Source organism: Mesorhizobium sp. M0808 (assembly GCF_040320025.1).
In the GTDB taxonomy this organism is placed as follows: Bacteria; Pseudomonadota; Alphaproteobacteria; order Rhizobiales; family Rhizobiaceae; genus Mesorhizobium.
In genome coordinates this window covers 432,826-450,346 of the sequence record NZ_JAMYOX010000002.1, presented here as the reverse complement: position 1 = coordinate 450,346, position 17,521 = coordinate 432,826, and the positions used below count along the sequence as shown (strand labels likewise).

The 17,521-nt window shown below is 62.1% G+C and carries 18 protein-coding genes; 1 reads left to right on the top strand and 17 read right to left on the bottom strand.

Going from position 1 to position 17,521, the window contains the following annotated elements:
• Nucleotides 1-112 precede the first annotated feature (112 nt).
• The 9 genes from rpsO to rimP all read right to left on the bottom strand — a co-directional run bounded on the left by rpsO (nt 113) and on the right by rimP (nt 9,399).
• The gene (gene rpsO, locus NKI25_RS05160; protein ID WP_280940423.1) at nt 113-424 is read right to left on the bottom strand and encodes a 30S ribosomal protein S15; all 312 of its coding nucleotides are present in this window, start codon (nt 422-424) and stop codon (nt 113-115) included.
• A gap of 140 nt (nt 425-564) precedes the next feature.
• Nucleotides 565-1,659 (bottom strand): magnesium/cobalt transporter CorA, encoded by a 1,095-nt coding sequence (gene corA / locus NKI25_RS05155; RefSeq protein WP_023676906.1) that lies wholly within the window; start codon nt 1,657-1,659, stop codon nt 565-567.
• 133 nt (nt 1,660-1,792) lie between these two features.
• A complete protein-coding gene (gene truB / locus NKI25_RS05150) occupies nt 1,793-2,752 on the bottom strand; it encodes a tRNA pseudouridine(55) synthase TruB (RefSeq protein WP_352589075.1) in 960 nt (319 codons plus the stop codon).
• Entirely contained in the window at nt 2,752-3,177 is a 426-nt protein-coding gene (gene rbfA / locus NKI25_RS05145) for a 30S ribosome-binding factor RbfA (RefSeq protein ID WP_352826893.1), read from the bottom strand. The genes truB and rbfA overlap by 1 nt, the downstream gene beginning before the upstream one ends.
• A gap of 104 nt (nt 3,178-3,281) precedes the next feature.
• The gene (locus NKI25_RS05140; protein ID WP_352826891.1) at nt 3,282-3,854 is read right to left on the bottom strand and encodes a hypothetical protein; all 573 of its coding nucleotides are present in this window, start codon (nt 3,852-3,854) and stop codon (nt 3,282-3,284) included.
• Nucleotides 3,855-3,870: 16 nt separating this feature from the next.
• Nucleotides 3,871-6,438, bottom strand: a complete 2,568-nt coding sequence (gene infB, locus NKI25_RS05135; RefSeq protein WP_352998220.1) for a translation initiation factor IF-2 — start codon at nt 6,436-6,438, stop codon at nt 3,871-3,873.
• Nucleotides 6,435-7,085: an RNA-binding protein gene (locus tag NKI25_RS05130; protein ID WP_352589063.1), complete on the bottom strand. Its 651-nt coding sequence runs from the start codon at nt 7,083-7,085 to the stop codon at nt 6,435-6,437. Before NKI25_RS05130 ends, infB begins: the two co-directional genes overlap by 4 nt.
• Before the next feature lie 38 nt (nt 7,086-7,123).
• Nucleotides 7,124-8,719, bottom strand: a complete 1,596-nt coding sequence (gene nusA / locus NKI25_RS05125; protein WP_352589060.1) for a transcription termination factor NusA — start codon at nt 8,717-8,719, stop codon at nt 7,124-7,126.
• Nucleotides 8,720-8,766: 47 nt separating this feature from the next.
• Nucleotides 8,767-9,399, bottom strand: a complete 633-nt coding sequence (gene rimP / locus NKI25_RS05120; protein WP_352589057.1) for a ribosome maturation factor RimP — start codon at nt 9,397-9,399, stop codon at nt 8,767-8,769.
• A 281-nt stretch (nt 9,400-9,680) separates the two neighbouring features.
• On the opposite strand from rimP, the gene NKI25_RS05115 reads away from it, so the two are divergent.
• Entirely contained in the window at nt 9,681-9,845 is a 165-nt protein-coding gene (locus NKI25_RS05115; protein WP_352448601.1) for a hypothetical protein, read from the top strand.
• 60 nt (nt 9,846-9,905) lie between these two features.
• Here the strand turns inward: NKI25_RS05115 and trmB are convergent, their stop codons facing one another.
• The 8 genes from trmB to NKI25_RS05075 form a co-directional block, all read right to left on the bottom strand.
• Nucleotides 9,906-10,607 carry a tRNA (guanine(46)-N(7))-methyltransferase TrmB gene (gene trmB, locus NKI25_RS05110; RefSeq protein WP_352589053.1) on the bottom strand — a complete coding sequence of 234 codons (702 nt, stop codon included), beginning with the start codon at nt 10,605-10,607 and terminating at the stop codon, nt 9,906-9,908.
• Nucleotides 10,608-10,618: 11 nt separating this feature from the next.
• Complete coding sequence (gene metK, locus NKI25_RS05105) at nt 10,619-11,908, bottom strand: methionine adenosyltransferase (protein ID WP_023676896.1); 1,290 nt, start codon at nt 11,906-11,908, stop codon at nt 10,619-10,621.
• 329 nt (nt 11,909-12,237) lie between these two features.
• Nucleotides 12,238-12,657, bottom strand: coding sequence for a helix-turn-helix domain-containing protein (locus tag NKI25_RS05100; RefSeq protein WP_352589050.1), 420 nt, complete (start codon nt 12,655-12,657; stop codon nt 12,238-12,240).
• A gap of 137 nt (nt 12,658-12,794) precedes the next feature.
• The gene (gene lnt, locus NKI25_RS05095; RefSeq protein WP_352589047.1) at nt 12,795-14,381 is read right to left on the bottom strand and encodes an apolipoprotein N-acyltransferase; all 1,587 of its coding nucleotides are present in this window, start codon (nt 14,379-14,381) and stop codon (nt 12,795-12,797) included.
• A gap of 134 nt (nt 14,382-14,515) precedes the next feature.
• Nucleotides 14,516-14,746, bottom strand: a complete 231-nt coding sequence (locus NKI25_RS05090; RefSeq protein WP_352589044.1) for a VOC family protein — start codon at nt 14,744-14,746, stop codon at nt 14,516-14,518.
• Between the two features lie 88 nt (nt 14,747-14,834).
• Nucleotides 14,835-15,908, bottom strand: a complete 1,074-nt coding sequence (locus NKI25_RS05085) for a hemolysin family protein (RefSeq protein WP_352448597.1) — start codon at nt 15,906-15,908, stop codon at nt 14,835-14,837.
• 28 nt (nt 15,909-15,936) lie between these two features.
• Nucleotides 15,937-16,434, bottom strand: coding sequence for an rRNA maturation RNase YbeY (ybeY, locus tag NKI25_RS05080; RefSeq protein WP_352589041.1), 498 nt, complete (start codon nt 16,432-16,434; stop codon nt 15,937-15,939).
• 17 nt (nt 16,435-16,451) lie between these two features.
• Nucleotides 16,452-17,501, bottom strand: coding sequence for a PhoH family protein (locus NKI25_RS05075; protein WP_023676891.1), 1,050 nt, complete (start codon nt 17,499-17,501; stop codon nt 16,452-16,454).
• Nucleotides 17,502-17,521 lie beyond the last annotated feature (20 nt).

The window sequence follows — 17,521 nt, the reverse complement described above, 5'->3', positions numbered from 1 at the left end:
AAACCGATGCGCGGCGCTCTACTTCCTTCCTACTTCCTTCATGGAGCCTTGGATGACCCGATGCTCCAATGCGCGACCGGCGGGCTCTCGAAAGAACCCGCCGGTCAATTCGTCAACGGCGCAGACCGAGCTTCTCGATCAGCGTCTGATAGCGCGCGTCGTCCTTGCGCTTGAGATAATCAAGCAGGCTGCGGCGCTGGGAAACGAGAGCGAGCAGACCACGGCGGGAATGGTTATCCTTCTTGTGATCCTTGAAATGGTCGGTCAGGTTCTTGATGCGCTCCGAAAGGATGGCCACCTGGACTTCCGGAGACCCGGTATCGCCCTTGGCGGTTGCGAATTCGCCCATCAATTCCTTCTTGCGTTCGGCAGTAATCGACATCGTGTTTTTCCTTGTCTGTTTGAGGAAACGGGACGCCCTCAGCCGGGATGTCGTCCAGCAGGGGCCGGTGCAAGCAACGCGTCAAAGCGCGAGGCTGCGGCGCATATAGTGCAATTCCGACAAAAAGGCCAGCCTAATTCACAAGCCGGCTTTTTGCTGCATAAACGGGCACTTCCGCCTAGTCAGAGCCATTTCTTCCATTTGAAGTACGCAAAGAGCCCGACCGCAACAAGCGCCATGAAGACGAGCGACAGGGGATAGCCGTAATAGGCTTTCAGCTCCGGCATGTTCCAGGGCGAGGTGTCGGGGTCGAAATTCATGCCCCATACGCCGACGAGAAAGGTAAGCGGCATGAAGATCACCGAGACGATCGTCAGATAGCTGATGACGTCGTTGGTGCGCGCCTGGCTGAGCGACAAGTGCATCTCGATCAGGCCGGTCAGCATGTCGCGCTGGGTTTCGACCAGTTCGATCAATCGCAGCGAATGATCGAGCGTGTCGTTCAGAAATATCTTGGTTTCGGCCTTCACATAAGAGACGTCGTTGCGGATCATGGTCGCCAGCGCGTCGCGCATCGGCCAAAGCACGCCCTTCAGCACATTGGCATCGCGCCGCAATTCGTGAAGCTGCCGCATCTGATGCTTGTGCGCCTGGTTCAGCATCTGGTCCTCAATGCTGTCGACCAATTCGCCGGCAGCCTCGATCGGCGGGAAATAGCTGTCGACGATGGCGTCGATCAAAGCATAGGCGAGATAGTCGGCGCCGCGCGAGCGCAAGCGGTTGGGCACCGAGCTTGCGATCCGCTTGCGCACGGGATCGAACGGGTCGCCTTCGCGCTCCTGGAAGGTGACGACGAAGTTCCTGCCGAAGAAGACGGCGATCTGTTCGTAGCGATGCGCGGTGACATCGTCGATCATCCTGACGACGACAAAGGCATGGTCCTCGAAGAAATCCACCTTCGGCCGCTGGCCGGTGTTGACGACATCTTCCAGCGCCAACGGATGCAGGTTGAAGATCCGGCCGATCTCCTCGATCAGCTGGATGTTGGCGAGGCCTGTGCAATCGAGCCAGATAACCGGCCAATTGTGGCAATGGGTGTTGACGTCGTCGATGCTGGCATTGTCGATGGTCTTGAACTTTTCGGGCGAGATCAATGTCAGCCTGAGCTCGGAACGGCGTGCCGCCGGGTCGGCGATCAGCGTGCCGGGCGAAGCCCCGACGGGCGGCCGCCGTGTGTTGAGCACCGCCCGCTTCCTGCCCGTCTCAGCCTTTGCCATGTGCCCCCTCGAATGCAGCGTCGGTGCCGCGCATCCCTTCGGACGGCAAACGACGCCGTCGCCCTGTTGATTTAGCGCATGATCCTTTCGCAAAATAGAATCCGGTTGGAGATCATGCGCCGAGAGACAGCTGTTACCCGACAAAGACCCGCTTTGGCTTGAACATGCCTTGCTCGATGGCGCCGATGGCGACCAGCTTGCCGCGCGCGGTGGCGCAGGCCTCCTCAGCTTCTACCGGCGCGTCACGGCCGCGAATGATGACCGGATTGCCGAGGCGGATTTTGGTTGCCGCATCGTCGCTGATCGCAACCTGCGGCAAGCATTCGAGCGCCGCGGCGGTGTCGACCAGAAGTGCATCGATGGCACCGAAGTCGATCGGCGCGTCCGCTGTTTGCGAACCTTCCTCGCTCTGTTCGCCGAAGCGGGCGGCTTCCAGCTCGGCCAAGGTGACGAAATCTTCCTGCGTGAACGGCTCGACCTCGACCCGCCGCAGCTCGGCGATGTGACCGAAGCAGCCAAGGTCGCGCCCCACGTCGCGCGCCAGCGAGCGGACATAGGTGCCCTTGCCGCATTCGACCTCGAAGATGGTGCGATCTGCCATGTGCTCGACCAGGTCGAGCCGGCCGATCTCAACCTCGCGTGGCGGAATGTCGATCGTCTCGCCATCGCGGGCAAGGTCGTAGGCGCGCTCGCCGGCGATCTTGATCGCCGAAAATTGCGGCGGCGTCTGCATGATGACGCCGGTATATTTCGAAAGCAGCGCCCGTACGTCGGCTTCCGCCGGACGGCGGTCCGAGCTTTTGGTCGCCGGGCCTTCCAGGTCGTCGGTCGAGCGCTCCTCGCCCCAGGCAACCGTGAAGCGGTAGACCTTGGCGCCGTCCTGGACGTATGGCACGGTCTTGGTCGCTTCGCCGAGCGCGATCGGCAGCATGCCGGACGCCAGCGGGTCGAGCGTGCCGGCATGGCCGGCCTTTTCCGCCTGGAACAGCCATTTGATCTTGGAGACGGCTTCAGTCGAGCCCATGCCGACCGGCTTGTCCAGCACCAGCCAGCCCGAGATCGGCCGGCCCTTCTTCTTGCCGCGACGCGCCACTATTCGCTGTCCTTCCTGTCGTCTTTGTCTTTGTCGTCGGGGTCGAGATCGCGCGCCACTTCGGGCGAGTGCAGCAACTCGTTTATCTTCTGGAAATTGTCGTAGCTGGTGTCGAGCCGGAAGCGGAATTCCGGCATGTACTTCATCTGGCGCAGCGCGCCGGAGACGCGGCCGCGCACGAACTTCGCATGCTTGTTGAGCGCCTCGATCACCGCCCCGGCATCCTTGGCGCCGAGCGGCGAAACGAAGGCGGTGGCGATCTTGAGATCGGGCGCCATGCGCACTTCCGAGACCGAAACCACCGTGTTCTCGATCAGCGGATCGAGGATCTCGCCGCGCTGCAAGGTCTCGGACAGCGCATGGCGCACCTGCTCGCCGACACGCAGCATGCGCTGGGATGGGCCAGCCGTTGATGGTCTAGGCATAAAAATTCTTCCTTCGCGCGGGTTCGAACCGCCTCAAGCCGCCCACTTAGCGCTGTTGAACTGGCTTGGCTACCCTTGGGAACCTGCGTTAATTGGTCCTCATTCTATGACCGAGCGTCAGCTACCCAGATTATTATTTTCGCAAGCGCATCGGCGGTAACGACATCTCTCGGGACAAAAACGAAACGGGTGCCGTCGTCAATAACGAAGAATAAATAATCGTTGCTGAGATGCATCCGTTCTATCTTTCGATTCTTTATCGAGCTCTCGTCCAAAAACTGGATAATATACCCGTCGAAAATCTTAACCGATTCAGCGATATTGCCAAGCTTCTTATTATTTGCCTTCCTTTTTAAAGGAACCAAAAAACTACGAGCTATTATTATATATATTGTCCCCATAGCAATTGGGGCCAGAACGTAAATTGTCTGACTGGAAACCACGCCCTTTGCAAGGTACTCCAGCAGAGCGACGGCCAACGCAGATGTCCAGATAATCAAAAGAATTGCGGCTATCAAAATCAGCCAAGCAAGCCCTGTAAGAATCCAACGCCTGGATCGACCATACCTCAGATCGGAAAACGAACGCGCAGCACGTTTAAGCTGCGTATCATTTGTCTGGAAGGTATACTCCCATAGAGGGAACATACCTTCCAAATTTGGAACGTCCTGGCCCATATCGGTGCCAAGCGCTTTATAGCGTCCTGGTCACCATCTCGACGCGGAAGCACTCGATGACGTCACCGACGCGCATGTCCTCGTAGTTCTGGAAGGCCATGCCGCATTCCTGGCCGCCCGGAACTTCCGAAACCTCGTCCTTGAAGCGCTTCAGGGTCTTCAGCGTGCCTTCGTGGATGACGACGTTGTCGCGGATCAGGCGCACGCCCGCACCACGCTCGACCTTGCCTTCGGTGACACGGCAGCCGGCGATCTTGCCGACCTTGGTGATGTCGAAGATCTCGAGGATCTCGGCATTGCCGATGAAGGTCTCGCGACGCTCCGGCGAGAGCAGGCCGGAGAGCGCCGCTTTCACATCATCGACCAGATTGTAGATGATCGAATAGTAGCGGATCTCGATGCCGGCCGCAGCCGCGGCTGCGCGGGCCTGCGCATTGGCGCGAACGTTGAAGCCGATGATCGCAGCCCCCGAAGTTTCCGCCAGCGACACGTCGCTTTCGGTAATGCCGCCAGCCCCCGCATGGACGATGCGCGCACGCACCTCGTCGGTGCCGAGATTGTCGAGCGCGGCGTTGATCGCCTCGATCGAGCCCTGCACGTCGCCCTTGATGACCAGCGGGAATTCCTTCAATCCGCTGGTCTGCAACTGCGACATCATCTGTTCAAGCGAGCCGCGCTGGCCGGCATGCCTGGCCACCGCCTTCTCACGCGCCAGACGCTGGCGATATTCGGTGATCTCGCGGGCGCGGGCCTCGTTGTTGACCACGGCGAAGCGGTCGCCGGCCTGCGGCGTGCCTTGCAGGCCGAGCACCTCCACCGGCATTGCCGGCGGCGCTTCCTTGACCTGCTCGCCGCGATCATTGACGAGCGCGCGTACCCGGCCCCATTCGTTGCCGGCGACGAGAATGTCGCCCGGCATCAACGTGCCGGTCTGCACCAGCACGGTAGCGACTGGGCCGCGGCCCTTGTCGAGCTGGGCTTCGATGACCACGCCTTCGGCGGTGCGGTCCGGATTGGCCTTCAGGTCGAGGATTTCGGCCTGCAGCAGGATCGCTTCGAGCAACTTGTCGAGATTGATGCCCTTGGTCGCCGACACCTCGACATCCAGCACCTCACCGCCCATGGATTCGACGAACACCTCGTGGCGCAGCAGTTCCGAACGCACCTTCTGCGGGTCGGCGTCATGCTTGTCGATCTTGTTGATCGCCACAATGATCGGAACGCCGGCCGCCTTGGCGTGATTGATCGATTCGATCGTCTGCGGCATGACGCTGTCGTCAGCTGCCACCACGAGGATGGCGATATCGGTCGCCTGGGCACCGCGGGCACGCATCGCCGTGAAGGCGGCGTGGCCGGGCGTGTCGATGAAGGTAACCTTGTGACCGTTCTTCTCGACCTGATAGGCGCCGATATGCTGGGTAATGCCGCCGGCCTCGCCGGAGACGACGTTGGCATTGCGGATGGCATCGAGCAACGAGGTCTTGCCGTGATCGACATGGCCCATGATCGTTACCACCGGCGGACGCGGCTGCAGGTCCTCGGGACGATCGGCGATGTTGAACAAGCCCTCTTCGATGTCGGACTCGGCGACGCGGCGGACCGTGTGGCCAAATTCGGTGGCGACGAGTTCGGCCGTGTCGGCGTCGATGACGTCACCAGGCTTCAGGATCTGGCCCTGCTTCATGAAGAACTTGACCACGTCGACAGCGCGCTCGGACATGCGCTGCGCCAGCTCCTGGATGGTGATGGTTTCGGGCAGGATCACTTCACGCATGACTTTCTCGCGTGGCTCGTTATGCAACGCGCGCTTGAATTTCTCCTGACGGCGGCGCATCGACGAGAGCGAGCGGGCGCGCGCATCCTCTTCGGAAAGCGCCGAATTCAGCGTCAGCTTGCCGCGGCGGCGGTCTTCCTCGCCCTTGGTCGGTTTGGCCGGACGCGCCACTTCCGGTGTGACCAGACGGCGCACTGGTGCGCCGGCACCGGTCCGCTTCGGTTTGACCTCTTCCTCGTCATCGACTGTTGCCAGTTCGGCGGCGAGCGGCGCACGGCGGCGCGCCTCTTCCTCGGCACGGCGGCGGGATTCGGCCTCGGCTTGCAGCCGTGCCTCTTCCTCGGCCTGACGGCGAGCCGATTCCTCGCGCTCGCGGCGGCGGCGCTCTTCGTCCTCGCTGCGGCGCTTGGCTTCCTCGATGGCGCGCTGGCGATCCTCGACATCGCGGACCTTCGAGCCCTCGAGAGCCCGGCGGCGTGCTTCCATTTCCTGGCGCGACAACTCGTTCAGCACCATGCCGCCGCGTTCGACCGGCGGCGGAGGGGGAGGCGCCTTGGGAGCTTCCTGCACGGCGGGCGCTGCCGCGACCGGCTTCGGCGTGAAGACGGACACAGGCGCTGCCGCCGGCTCCGGCTTGTCGCCGGGCAGCGAGAACTTGCGCTTCTTGGTCTCGACGACCACCGACTTGGTGCGGCCGTGCGAGAAGTTCTGGCGCACCGTGCCCTGTTCCATACCGGGGCGCTTCAGCGTCAAGGTCTTCTTCGGCGTAACACTCAGCGTCTTGTCGTCGCCCGATTTCGTATCGCTCATTCCATATCCTCTGCGGCATCATCTTCGTCAGCAACGGCCGCAAGCATTGCCAGATCGTCCGGGGAACCGCCCCGATATCGGTCGAGCGCAACCATGCGCTTCTGGACCGCCCTGCCCGCGTCTCCCGCGAGAACGGCAGCATGTATCACATTTGTACCCCCCAATGCCAAGCTCAACTCGGCCTCGGAGAAAAGTTTGTAAGCGCGGATCGCAGGCCCGCCGAGGTGGACGGTTGCCCGTCGCGCCTGGCTTATCTTGCGGACGCCATCGTCGGAAGCCTCGGTCGCGTGGAGCACGAAAAGTGCAAGTCCGCCGCGCACGGCGCTCTCGACCTTGGTCGCTCCGAGTGCTATGGCGCCCGCCTTGCGGGCCAGGCCAAGCATGCCCAGAGCGGACCTGGAAAGCAGCGCGTCGACCATGCCGCCAAGATCGGCCGGCACGCTCACCTGCGCCTTAAAAGCACGGGCAAACAGGTTTTTGGCCGCTGCCTTTTCTATATGTAGGCGGTCGGCCGTCACCCAGCAACCGCGGCCGGGCAGGTTTCTCTTGATGTCCGGAACGACGGCCGAATCCGGGCCGACGACGAAACGGATCAGTTCATCCGTTTCGGCTTGCCTGCGGGTGACGATGCAGGTGCGATCGTTCATCTCGTCCAAGGGCGGGTTCGGTGCGATGCGGTTTCACCTCACGCACCGACGGTTTCGTCAACCGGCACGCCCTCGGCGGCAAGCTCGTCTTCGGTGATCCAGCCAGCCTTCAGGCGAGCGGCCAGGACCATCTGCTCGGCATCGGCGCGTGATACGCCGTGGTTGGCGAGCACACCCGGGAATACCTTCGTCTCGCCGTCCTTGCGTTCCTTCCAACCGGTCAGGTCGTCGGCGGCGTAGCCGGCGAAATCCTCGATCGTCTTCACGCCGTCCTCGCCGAGCGTCACCATCATGGCGGTGGTGATGCCGGGAATCTCGCGCAGCTCGTCCTTGACGCCGAGCGCCTTGCGCTTCTCGTCATGCTCGGCTTCGATCTTCTCCAGATATTCGCGGGCGCGGGTCTGGATTTCCGAAGCCGTGTCCTCGTCGAAGCCGTCGATCGACGCGATTTCGCCGGAATCGACATACGCGACCTCCTCGACGCTGGTGAAGCCTTCGGAAGCGAGCACCTGGCCGACCATCTCGTCGACGTCGAGGGCTTCCATGAACAGCGACGACCGTTCGACGAATTCCTTCTGGCGGCGTTCGCTCTCTTCCTGCTCGGTCAGGATGTCGATATCCCAGCCGGTGAGCTGCGAGGCAAGACGGACGTTCTGGCCGCGGCGGCCGATGGCCAGCGACAGCTGATCGTCGGGAACGACGACCTCGATGCGCTCGGCATCCTCGTCGAGCACGACCTTGGCGACTTCCGCCGGCTGCAATGCATTGACAATGAAGGACGCCGCCGAAGGCGACCAAGGAATGATGTCGATCTTCTCGCCCTGCAATTCACCGACGACCGCCTGGACGCGGCTGCCGCGCATACCGACGCAGGCACCGACCGGATCGATGGAGCTGTCGCGCGAGATGACAGCGATCTTGGCGCGCGAACCCGGATCGCGGGCGACCGACTTGATCTCGATGATGCCGTCGTAGATTTCCGGCACTTCCATGGTGAACAGCTTCGCCATGAACTGCGGATGGGTGCGCGACAGGAAGATCTGCGGGCCGCGCTGTTCGCGGCGCACGTCATAGACATAGGCACGGACGCGATCGCCATACTTGTAGTTTTCGCGCGGAATCAGCTCGTCGCGGCGGATGATCGCTTCGCCGCGGCCGAGATCGACGATGACGTTGCCGTATTCGACGCGCTTGACGGTACCGTTGACGATCTCGCCGATACGGTCCTTGTATTCGTCATATTGCCGGTCGCGCTCGGCCTCGCGCACCTTCTGCACGATGACCTGCTTGGCGGACTGGGCGGCGATGCGGCCAAAATCCATCGGCGGTAGCTGTTCGGCAATGAAATCGCCGAGCTGGGCGTCCGGATTGCGCTCGCGCGCCGAGGAAATGGCAATCTGCGTCGCGTAGTCATCGACCTTCTCGACCACTTCCATCAGCCGCTGCAGCTTCATCTCGCCGGTGTTGGCATTGATGTCGGCGCGGATATTGGTTTCCTGGCCGTAGCGCGAGCGCGCGGCCTTCTGGATCGCATCGGCCATGGCGGCGATGACGATCGACTTGTCGATCGACTTTTCACGCGCGACCGCATCGGCGATCTGCAGCAGTTCAAGCCTGTTGGCGCTTACAACCATCTTCTTTCTCCCGAGCTTATTGCCGACCTTTACGGCCGGCAGCCCAATCACATTTCCTGTTCGGTTTCGTCTTCCGCACCCTCTGGTGCGTCTTCGGGTTCGCCGCGGCGTTTCCTGGCTTCCTTGCGCGCCCGATTGTCCTTCGACAGCGCATCGCGGATAAGGTCGTCGGTCAGAATCAGCCGCGCTTCGGCAATCGCATCGTAGGGAACATGTACCGTCGGCTCCTCGCCGTAAGCGGCCTTGTCACGCTCGATCAGCACACCGTCCGCGTCGCTTTCGGCGATCTTGCCCTTGAAGCGCTTACGGTCGGCGACGAGAACCGACGTTTCCATCTTCACCAGATGGCCGGTCCAGGCTGCAAAGTCCGATTTGCGGACCAGCGGCCGGTCGATGCCCGGCGACGACACTTCGAGATGATAAGCCTTCTCGATCGGATCATCGACATCGAGCGCCGGCGACACCGCCCGGCTGACCTCTTCACAATCCTCGACCGTCATGGTGCCGTCCTCGCGCTCGGCCATGATCTGCAGCGTCAGCCCGTTCTGGCCCGACAGGTGCACACGTACCAAGCGGAAGCCAATGGCGCGCAGTACCGGCTGAACGATCAGCGCGATGCGCGCATCGATGCCGCTTTCGCGGATGATGCGGTCGTCGCCTTCGCTTGCCGTCACTGTCATTCGGTCCTGTCACTCGATTTCTGTTGGTCGGCAGGTAATAAAAAAGAGCGGGACCGGGTGGACCCACTCTTCGTCATACCGACCAAGAATTTGAAGCCGATATAGACGATCGTGGTCCTCATTTCAAGCCCGTCCTGCATGACGGCAGGGCTCCGAGTCCGCAGCGCTGCGCCAAATGCATGGCGCCCATGCCGTGATCCCCCTTTGAGCACCGGCCACGCACGACTATCTATGTTGCATTGCACAATTGGAGCGCTCACTGCGCTCGAAAGGGTACCATCATGAACAATCGTGGATTTTTTTCAGCCATAGGCGATGTCTTTAGCGTGTTCGGCAGTGCCGTAGCCGCGTCGCGGGCTGTGGAAAGCGGTCGCAAGCCGCGTGCGCATGATCTGCGCAATCTCGGCATGGAGCCGGCAGCCTTCGACAAGATCCGTCGCTTCTGAGCCAAGTGAGCGCCGAGAGCCTTCGGCCCGCTCGCCTTGTGCTCAGCTCTAATTTCCCGCTTATTTGCGCACGAAGGTGAGATAGGCGGGCCGTCGGCCTTCGCGAATGGCCTTGGCCTCATAGCGCGTCCCCGGCCAGCCATCATAGGGCCGGTGCCAGTCGGCTGCTTCGCTTGCCTGCCACGTGAAGGCGTCGTGCGCCCGGCAATGCAGGAGCGTCCAGTTCACATAGCTGTCGATATCGGACGCAAAGTGGAACTTTCCGCCGTGCCTCAGGACGCGCGCGAAGCGGTCGAGATTGACCGGGCTGACCAAGCGCCGCTTCCAGTGCTTCTTCTTCGGCCACGGATCCGGATAGAGAAGGTCAATGCCGTCAAGCGAAGCCTGCGGCAGCCAGTCCAGCAGACGTGTGGCGTCGTCGTCATAGACGCGCAGATTGGCAAGCGGCCGCTCCCGGACCGCCATCATCATCTTGGCCATGCCGTTGACGAAAGGCTCGACGCCGATAAAGCCGGTCGCCTGGCTGGCCGTAGCACGGTGCAGAAGATGTTCGCCGCCGCCAAAACCGATTTCGAGCTGGACAGCCGAAACTTCGGCTTCGAAAAGGCTGCGCAAGTCGGCCGGCGGTTCAACCGTCAGATCGAGCCTGTAGGCGGCGAAGCCGCTCTCCAGCGCCGCTGCCTGTTGTGGTCGAATGGTCTTGCCGCGCCGGCGACCGAAAAAGGCCTCGGTCGCACGGCTTGGCCGGTCCTTCGGATCCACAGGCGCCGCGGTTAGGCGGCGACTGCTTCGGCGACCGGTTCGGCGAGAGCGTCCTTGAGCGCCTTGGCGAGATCGGTCTTCTCCCAGGAGAAGGATCCGTCGCGGCCGGCCTTGCGGCCAAAATGGCCGTAGGACGACGTCTTGGCATAGATCGGCTTGTTGAGATCGAGGTGGCGGCGGATGCCGGAAGGCGACAGGTCCATCACGGCGCGCAGTGCACGCTCGAGTTTTGCCTCGTCAACCTTGCCGGTGCCGTGCAGGTCGACGTAGATCGACAGCGGCTGGGCGACACCGATCGCATAGGAAAGCTGGATGGTGCAGCGATCGGCGAGCTTTGCGGCAACCACGTTCTTGGCGAGATAACGCGCCGCATAGGCCGCCGAGCGGTCGACCTTGGTGGTGTCCTTGCCAGAAAAAGCGCCGCCGCCATGAGGCGCAGCCCCACCATAAGTGTCGACGATGATCTTGCGGCCGGTCAGGCCGGCGTCGCCATCAGGCCCGCCGATGACGAACTTGCCGGTCGGATTGATGTACCAGTTGCAATTGTCGGCAATCTTCAGGTCGCCCAGTGCTTCGCGAATATAGGGCTCGACGACGTTGCGCACCTTCTTCGAATCCCACGTCTCATCGAGATGCTGGGTCGACAGCACGATCTGCGTCACTTCCGCCGCTTTGCCGTCGACATAGCGGACGGTGACCTGGCTCTTGGCATCCGGCCCGAGCCTGCCGGCATCACCGCTGCCTTCATGGCGCGCAGCCGCCAGCAATTCGAGGATCTTGTGGCTGTAATAGATCGGCGCCGGCATCAGGTCCGGGGTTTCGCGGCAGGCATAGCCAAACATGATGCCCTGGTCGCCGGCTCCCTCCTCGCCTTGCCGGTCGGAGGCGTTGTCGACGCCTTGGCCGATATCCGGCGACTGGCCGTGCAGCAGGACCTCGATCTTGGCTGTCTTCCAGTGGAAGCCGGCCTGCTCGTAGCCGATTTCGCGGATCGCCTTGCGAGCGACCGACTTGAACTTGGCCGGGTTGACAATCGGATGGCCGGCCGCATCCTTCAGGACGTTGCCCTCCTTGTCCTTCTTGAGCAGCGTCTCGGGGACGCGCACCTCGCCGGCGATGACAACGCGATTGGTCGTCGCAAGCGTCTCGCAGGCAACGCGGACCTTCCACGGGTCCATGCCGGTCTTTCTGGCTTCGCGATAGACGAGATCGACAATCTCGTCGGAGATGCGGTCGCAGACCTTGTCGGGATGGCCCTCGGCAACGGATTCCGAGGTGAAGAAGTAATTGTGCCGCGTCACGGGTGTCCCCTCTTGAAAAAAATATCGGCAGGCCGCCGATTTTGGCGCGCCAGTTGTTAACGGTGCCGGGCGTCGCTCGTCAAGCCATGCAGCCGTTCTGGCATGAATTTTGACGTTATTATCTTTGTATCCCGAGACGGCGGCAGGGCGCACTGCGATCAGCCCTTGCACCAACAGACTGAGGAAAACGACTTCGAGGAAGCGTGTCGAGCGAAATCGATCTGCGCTTTAGCGCATCTGCGGAATGAACATCCCTCAATGCGCGCAGCCGCGAGAAATTGCATGCCCAGCTACGACGACCCCTTCCTTGTTGAACTCTTCACGGGCCATCAATCGACTTCGTCGGTGGAAAGCGACTTCACCAGCTCGATGATCTTGCGGCGCACTTTCACGTCGGCGATCTTGACGAAGGCGCGATTCAGCTGGAGGCCTTCCGGGCTGCCGCAGAATTCGACGGCGGAGGTCATCGAAGCATCCTCGGCAAATCCACGGCTGCCCACGGGCTCCTGACCGGGCGCATCCTCGAAAAAGAAGGCGACGGGGACGCCGAGTATGGAGGCGATTGCCTGCAAACGGCTGGCGCCGACGCGATTGGTGCCCTTTTCGTACTTTTGGATCTGCTGGAACGTTATGCCGAGGTTTTCACCCAGTTTTTCCTGGCTCATTCCCAGCATATTGCGGCGAAGCCGGATGCGGCTTCCGACGTGGATGTCGATCGGATTCGGCTTTTTCTTGTTTTCTTCTGTCATTTTTTCCTCGCCGAATTTTTCCGGCTTTTTCTATTTTGCTGCCCAAACGACGCCGCGGCCCGTGCCCCAACAGAACGACCTTATCGACTTCGAAAATTTTCAGGCGCTTACAGTATGAGTTTCTAATGTGTCGGCTGTCAATTCGCCCGTAGCCTTTGCCTTACGTTCAAAATGCATGCCGCAACGGCAAGCAAAAACATGATCAGCATTCCGTTAATGCGTCGTTGGCCGGAGGAAACGATGGCTTGGTCGGAGATCGGCACACGCACATCGATCGCGCCGCGTGCATCGATTGCCAGCGCGTCGACGATGCGACCGCGCGGGTCGACAACGGCCGAAATGCCGTTATTAGCCGCGCGCAACAGGGGCACCCCATTCTCCACCGCCCGGATCTGCGCCTGCCTGAAGTGCTGGTACGGCCCCGGCGTGTCGCCGAACCAGGCGTCATTGGTGACGTTCACAATAAGCTCGGCTGACGTTGCGTCAACTGCGACCAGATCGGGAAAGATGACCTCATAGCAAATAAACGGCAGCGCCCGGATACCGCCGGGCAGCGCGATCGGATGCCGCTCATTGCCCGCCGCGAAGGTCATTGGACCGGCAACAAGCTGCTCAAGCCCGAAGCGGCCGAGCAGATCGGCGAAAGGCAGGTATTCGCCGAAGGGTACCAGGTGGACCTTGTCGACGGCATCGACGATTTCGCCCCTTTCGTCGATCGCCACCACAGAGTTGTAGTAACGGCTGCCGGCCACCGAGCCGCCTTCCTCGCGAACGACGCCGGCGACCAGCATCTGGCCATCGCCAAGCATCTCTCCGATCGCAGGCAGGGCATCCGGACGTTCGGTGAACAGAAACGGCACGGACGTCTCCGGCCACAGGATCAATTGCGGCCTGTCATGGCCGGGTTCCGGCGCCTTAGCCGAAAGCCCCATCATGGTGGCGAAGATACGGTCACGCACCGAGGTATCCCATTTTTCCGTAAGGTCGACGGCAGGCTGCACGATACGGACGTCAAGGCTGCGGGCGGCCGGCTTTTCGGGGGCGGCGAGCCGGATATAGCCGAAGCCGGCATGGGCGGCGACGAGAACGACAAGCAACGCCGCGCCGAGGCGAAGATGCTGGCGCGCCGCAAGCAGCGCCGGCAGCGCGAAGACGAAGACCGCAAGCGCGTTCATGCCGACCATGCCGGTCACCGAGACGCTCTGCATCAGCAAAGGCACCGGCATCGCCGCATAGCCGACGGCATTCCACGGAAAGCCGGTGAACAGGAAGCCGCGCAGCCATTCCGCCAGCGCAAAGCCGAAGGCGAGCGCGGCGATGCGCCCGATGTCGTTGCTCCACAACAGCCGGGCAACCACGGCAGCGAAACCGTAAAAGAGGGCCAGCGCGAGGGGGATGCCGACCACCGCGAACGGCAAGGCCCAGGCAAAGCTGTCGGCCTCGACCAGCAGCGCCGAGCCGACCCACCAGAGACCGGCAAGAAAGTAGCCGAAACCGAACCACCAGCCGGTGGCGAAAGCCGGCCGCAAGCGCCGCAGAAAACCGTCCGAGGCTTCGCCGGTCGCGCCGTCGAGGAGCCACACCAGCAGCGGGAACGAAACGAAACAGACGGCGAAGAAATCGTAAGGCGCCTGGGCAAGAACCGTCAGCGCCCCGGCAAGAAACGCCACTAGCGCGCGCCGCCAGCCCCAAAGCAGAATTATCCGGCCGGCCTGGCGCTCCATCTATGCTTCCGAGTCGTGCGAATCAGGAAGCAAGATTTATCAGGCTGCGGGCTTGGCTCCAAACCGGGCGACCTAGTCCGCTCATAGCTATCGATGCCAGCCTTGTATCTTCAGCCCGCCCAGCCGCTCAGCCTCTACGCGTGGGACAGAGCCGACAGTCTGGGAAAAGGTCCAGACATGGCCTTCAGGATCGCGCGCGTGTTCTTGCCTGCAACTGAAGCCGGGCTGGCTATATGGTCGGCCCATTCGGAATCGACGATGATATAACCATCGCCGAACCGCATCTCGGAATGGACGAGCCTGCCATCGGCATCGCTGACAACCATGCTCGGCTCGAAGCCGAACGCCTTTTCAAGCCAGGTCAATGCGGCCTGCGGATCCTGGTAGAAGACGCCGGAGCCTAAGTCGAGTGCTTGAACGGGTCCTCAACCGGCATCGGGCAAGTCGCGTCTTTCAAGCCTGCTCGGTGCGGACGGCGCGGCGGCGGCGCTCGCCCTTCAGTGTCTCGACGATGCGCACGCGCTTGACGCGGCGTGGGTCGGCGTCGAGCACATGAAACTCGAAGCCGGGTATGGCCTGCACCACTTCGCCGCGCGCTGGCACCCGGCCAAGCGTGTTGAAGATCATGCCGCCGATCGTGTCGACATATTCGCCGTGCTCGCCGGCGGCGAAATCCTCGCCGATCATTTTGGCGACGTCGTCGATCTCGGCCTTGCCGTCGACGATGAAGACGCCTTCGCCGGCCTGGGTAATCATCGGCTCGTCCTCGTCATGCTCGTCCTCGATGTCGCCGACCACCATCTCGACGATATCCTCGAGCGAGACGAGACCGTCAGTGCCGCCATATTCGTCGATGACCAGCGCCATCTGGGTCCGCGTCGTCTGCATCCGCCCCATCAGGTCGGAGGCGAGCATCGACGGCGGCACGAACAGCACCGGTCGGATCAGGTTGAGATCGCCGATGGTGCGCGCCAGATCGACCTGGGCGAGATCGAGAACCGTCGCGACCGGAGTTTTCCTGGTCGTCCTGCCCTTTCTGACGCGGGCGACCTTGGTGATGTGCGCCAGCACGTCGCGGATATGAACCATGCCGCGCGGATCGTCGAGCGTCTCCGAATAGACCGGCATGCGGGAATGGCCGGACTGCTCGAACAGCCCCAGAAGATCACCCAGCTTCGTGGTGATCTCGACCGCCTCGATGTCGGCGCGCGGCACCATGACGTCCTCGACGCGCACTTCGCGCAGGCGCAGGATGTTGTTGAGCATGGCGCGTTCGCCGGGCGAGAAGGATTCTGCATCGCTCGCCGTTTCGGCAAGCGCACCGGCAATCTCCTCGCGCAGGCTGGTGCCGTTGCGGTGCCTGAAAAGCCCGAGCACGCGATCGAACAGGGAGGGACCGGCAGGCGATGCCTCGCTGGCGAAGCTGCCGGTCGTGGTACTCGGACTCGAGCCCTCTTCCGTCGTTTCGGAAGGCTTGATCACACTGCCGGCGTCGGAGCGGGCGGCAGTCTCTGGTTTGTCGTTCATCATCGTCCGGTCAATTGGTCTTTTGTAATTACGTGTAGGGATCGGGAATGGCAAGCCTCGCAAGTGCTGCGCGCTCTGTCGCTTCCATCAGTTCCGCTTCGGCATCCGTTTCGTGATCATAGCCCAGCAAATGCAGCAGGCCATGGATGACGAGATGGGAGATATGGTCCTCGATGGGCTTGTCTTCCAGTGCCGCCTCGCGCGCGACAGTCTCGGCGGCCAGCACGATGTCACCGAGCATCGGCGGCAGAGGCCCGCCCCTGGCAAACGGAAAAGCCGGAAAAGACAGGACGTTGGTCGGCTTGTCCTTGCCGCGCCAGCCGGCATTGAGCGTGCGGATATGGGCATCGTCGGAAAAGACGATGCTGAGCTCGGAACGGCCGTCGGCACCGGTTTCGGCAAAGGCGGCCGAGACGGCGTGGTCGACCAGCCGCGTCAGCGTCGTCTCGTCGGGCCAGTCGCCCGCCTCGATCGCGATATCGATCTCGACGGGAAGCGGCCCCCCCGCCTTTTGCTCCTCAGCCATGCGGCCGCATAGTCATATCAGCTTTCGACACCCAGGCCCCTGGCCAGCTTGCCGTCGCGGTCATAGGCCTTGACGATCTCGGCGACCAGCGGATGCCTGACGACGTCGCCTTCGTTGAAGCGGACCGTCACCATGCCGGTGACGCCGTCGAGGATTCTCAGCGCCTCGACTAGGCCGGACTTGGTGTTTGGCGGCAGATCGATCTGGGTCGGATCACCGGTGACGATCATGCGCGAGTTCTCGCCGAGCCGGGTCAGGAACATCTTCATCTGCATCGGCGTGGTGTTCTGCGCCTCGTCGAGGATGACGGCAGCGTGCGCCAGCGTACGGCCGCGCATGAATGCCAGCGGCGCGATCTCGATGACCTCAGCAGCAATCGCCCGCTCGACCTTGTCGGCCGGCATCATGTCGTAGAGCGCGTCATAGAGCGGCCGCAGATAGGGATCGACCTTCTCCTTCATGTCACCCGGCAGAAAGCCAAGCCGTTCACCGGCCTCGACCGCGGGGCGCGACAGCACGATGCGTTCGACCATGCCGCGTTCGAGCAGCATTGCCGCATGCGCCACCGCCAGATAGGTCTTTCCGGTGCCGGCCGGGCCGATGCCGAAGACGAGTTCCGACCGCTCCAGCGCGCGCATATAGGCGTCCTGGTTGAGCGAGCGGGCATAGATGGTCTTCTTGCGCGTCGATATCTGGGCGGCGGACACCTTGCCCTTGCGCTCCAGTGTCGGCAGCGTCAGCTGGTCGTCGCTGGCGATCGCCATGCGCACGGCGCCGTCGACATCGGACTGGCCGATGTCGGTGCCTTTCTGCAGAATGCCGTAAAGATTGTCCAAGGCGCGGCGTGCCTGCTCGGCGGCCGAGGAAGAGCCCTTGATGGTCAATTGATTGCCGCGCGAGCGGATATCGACGCCGAGCTTCTGCTCGAGTCGGGCCAGATTCTCGTCGAACTGGCCGTAAAGGGCGCTGGCAAGCTTGTTGTTGTCGAAAGTCAGTACGATGTGCGCGATATCCGAGGCCCCCGAGGGTAGGTTCTGGGGCAGGTTCTTCACTTCAGCAGCGCTCAACCGTCTCTCCTCATCTGCCG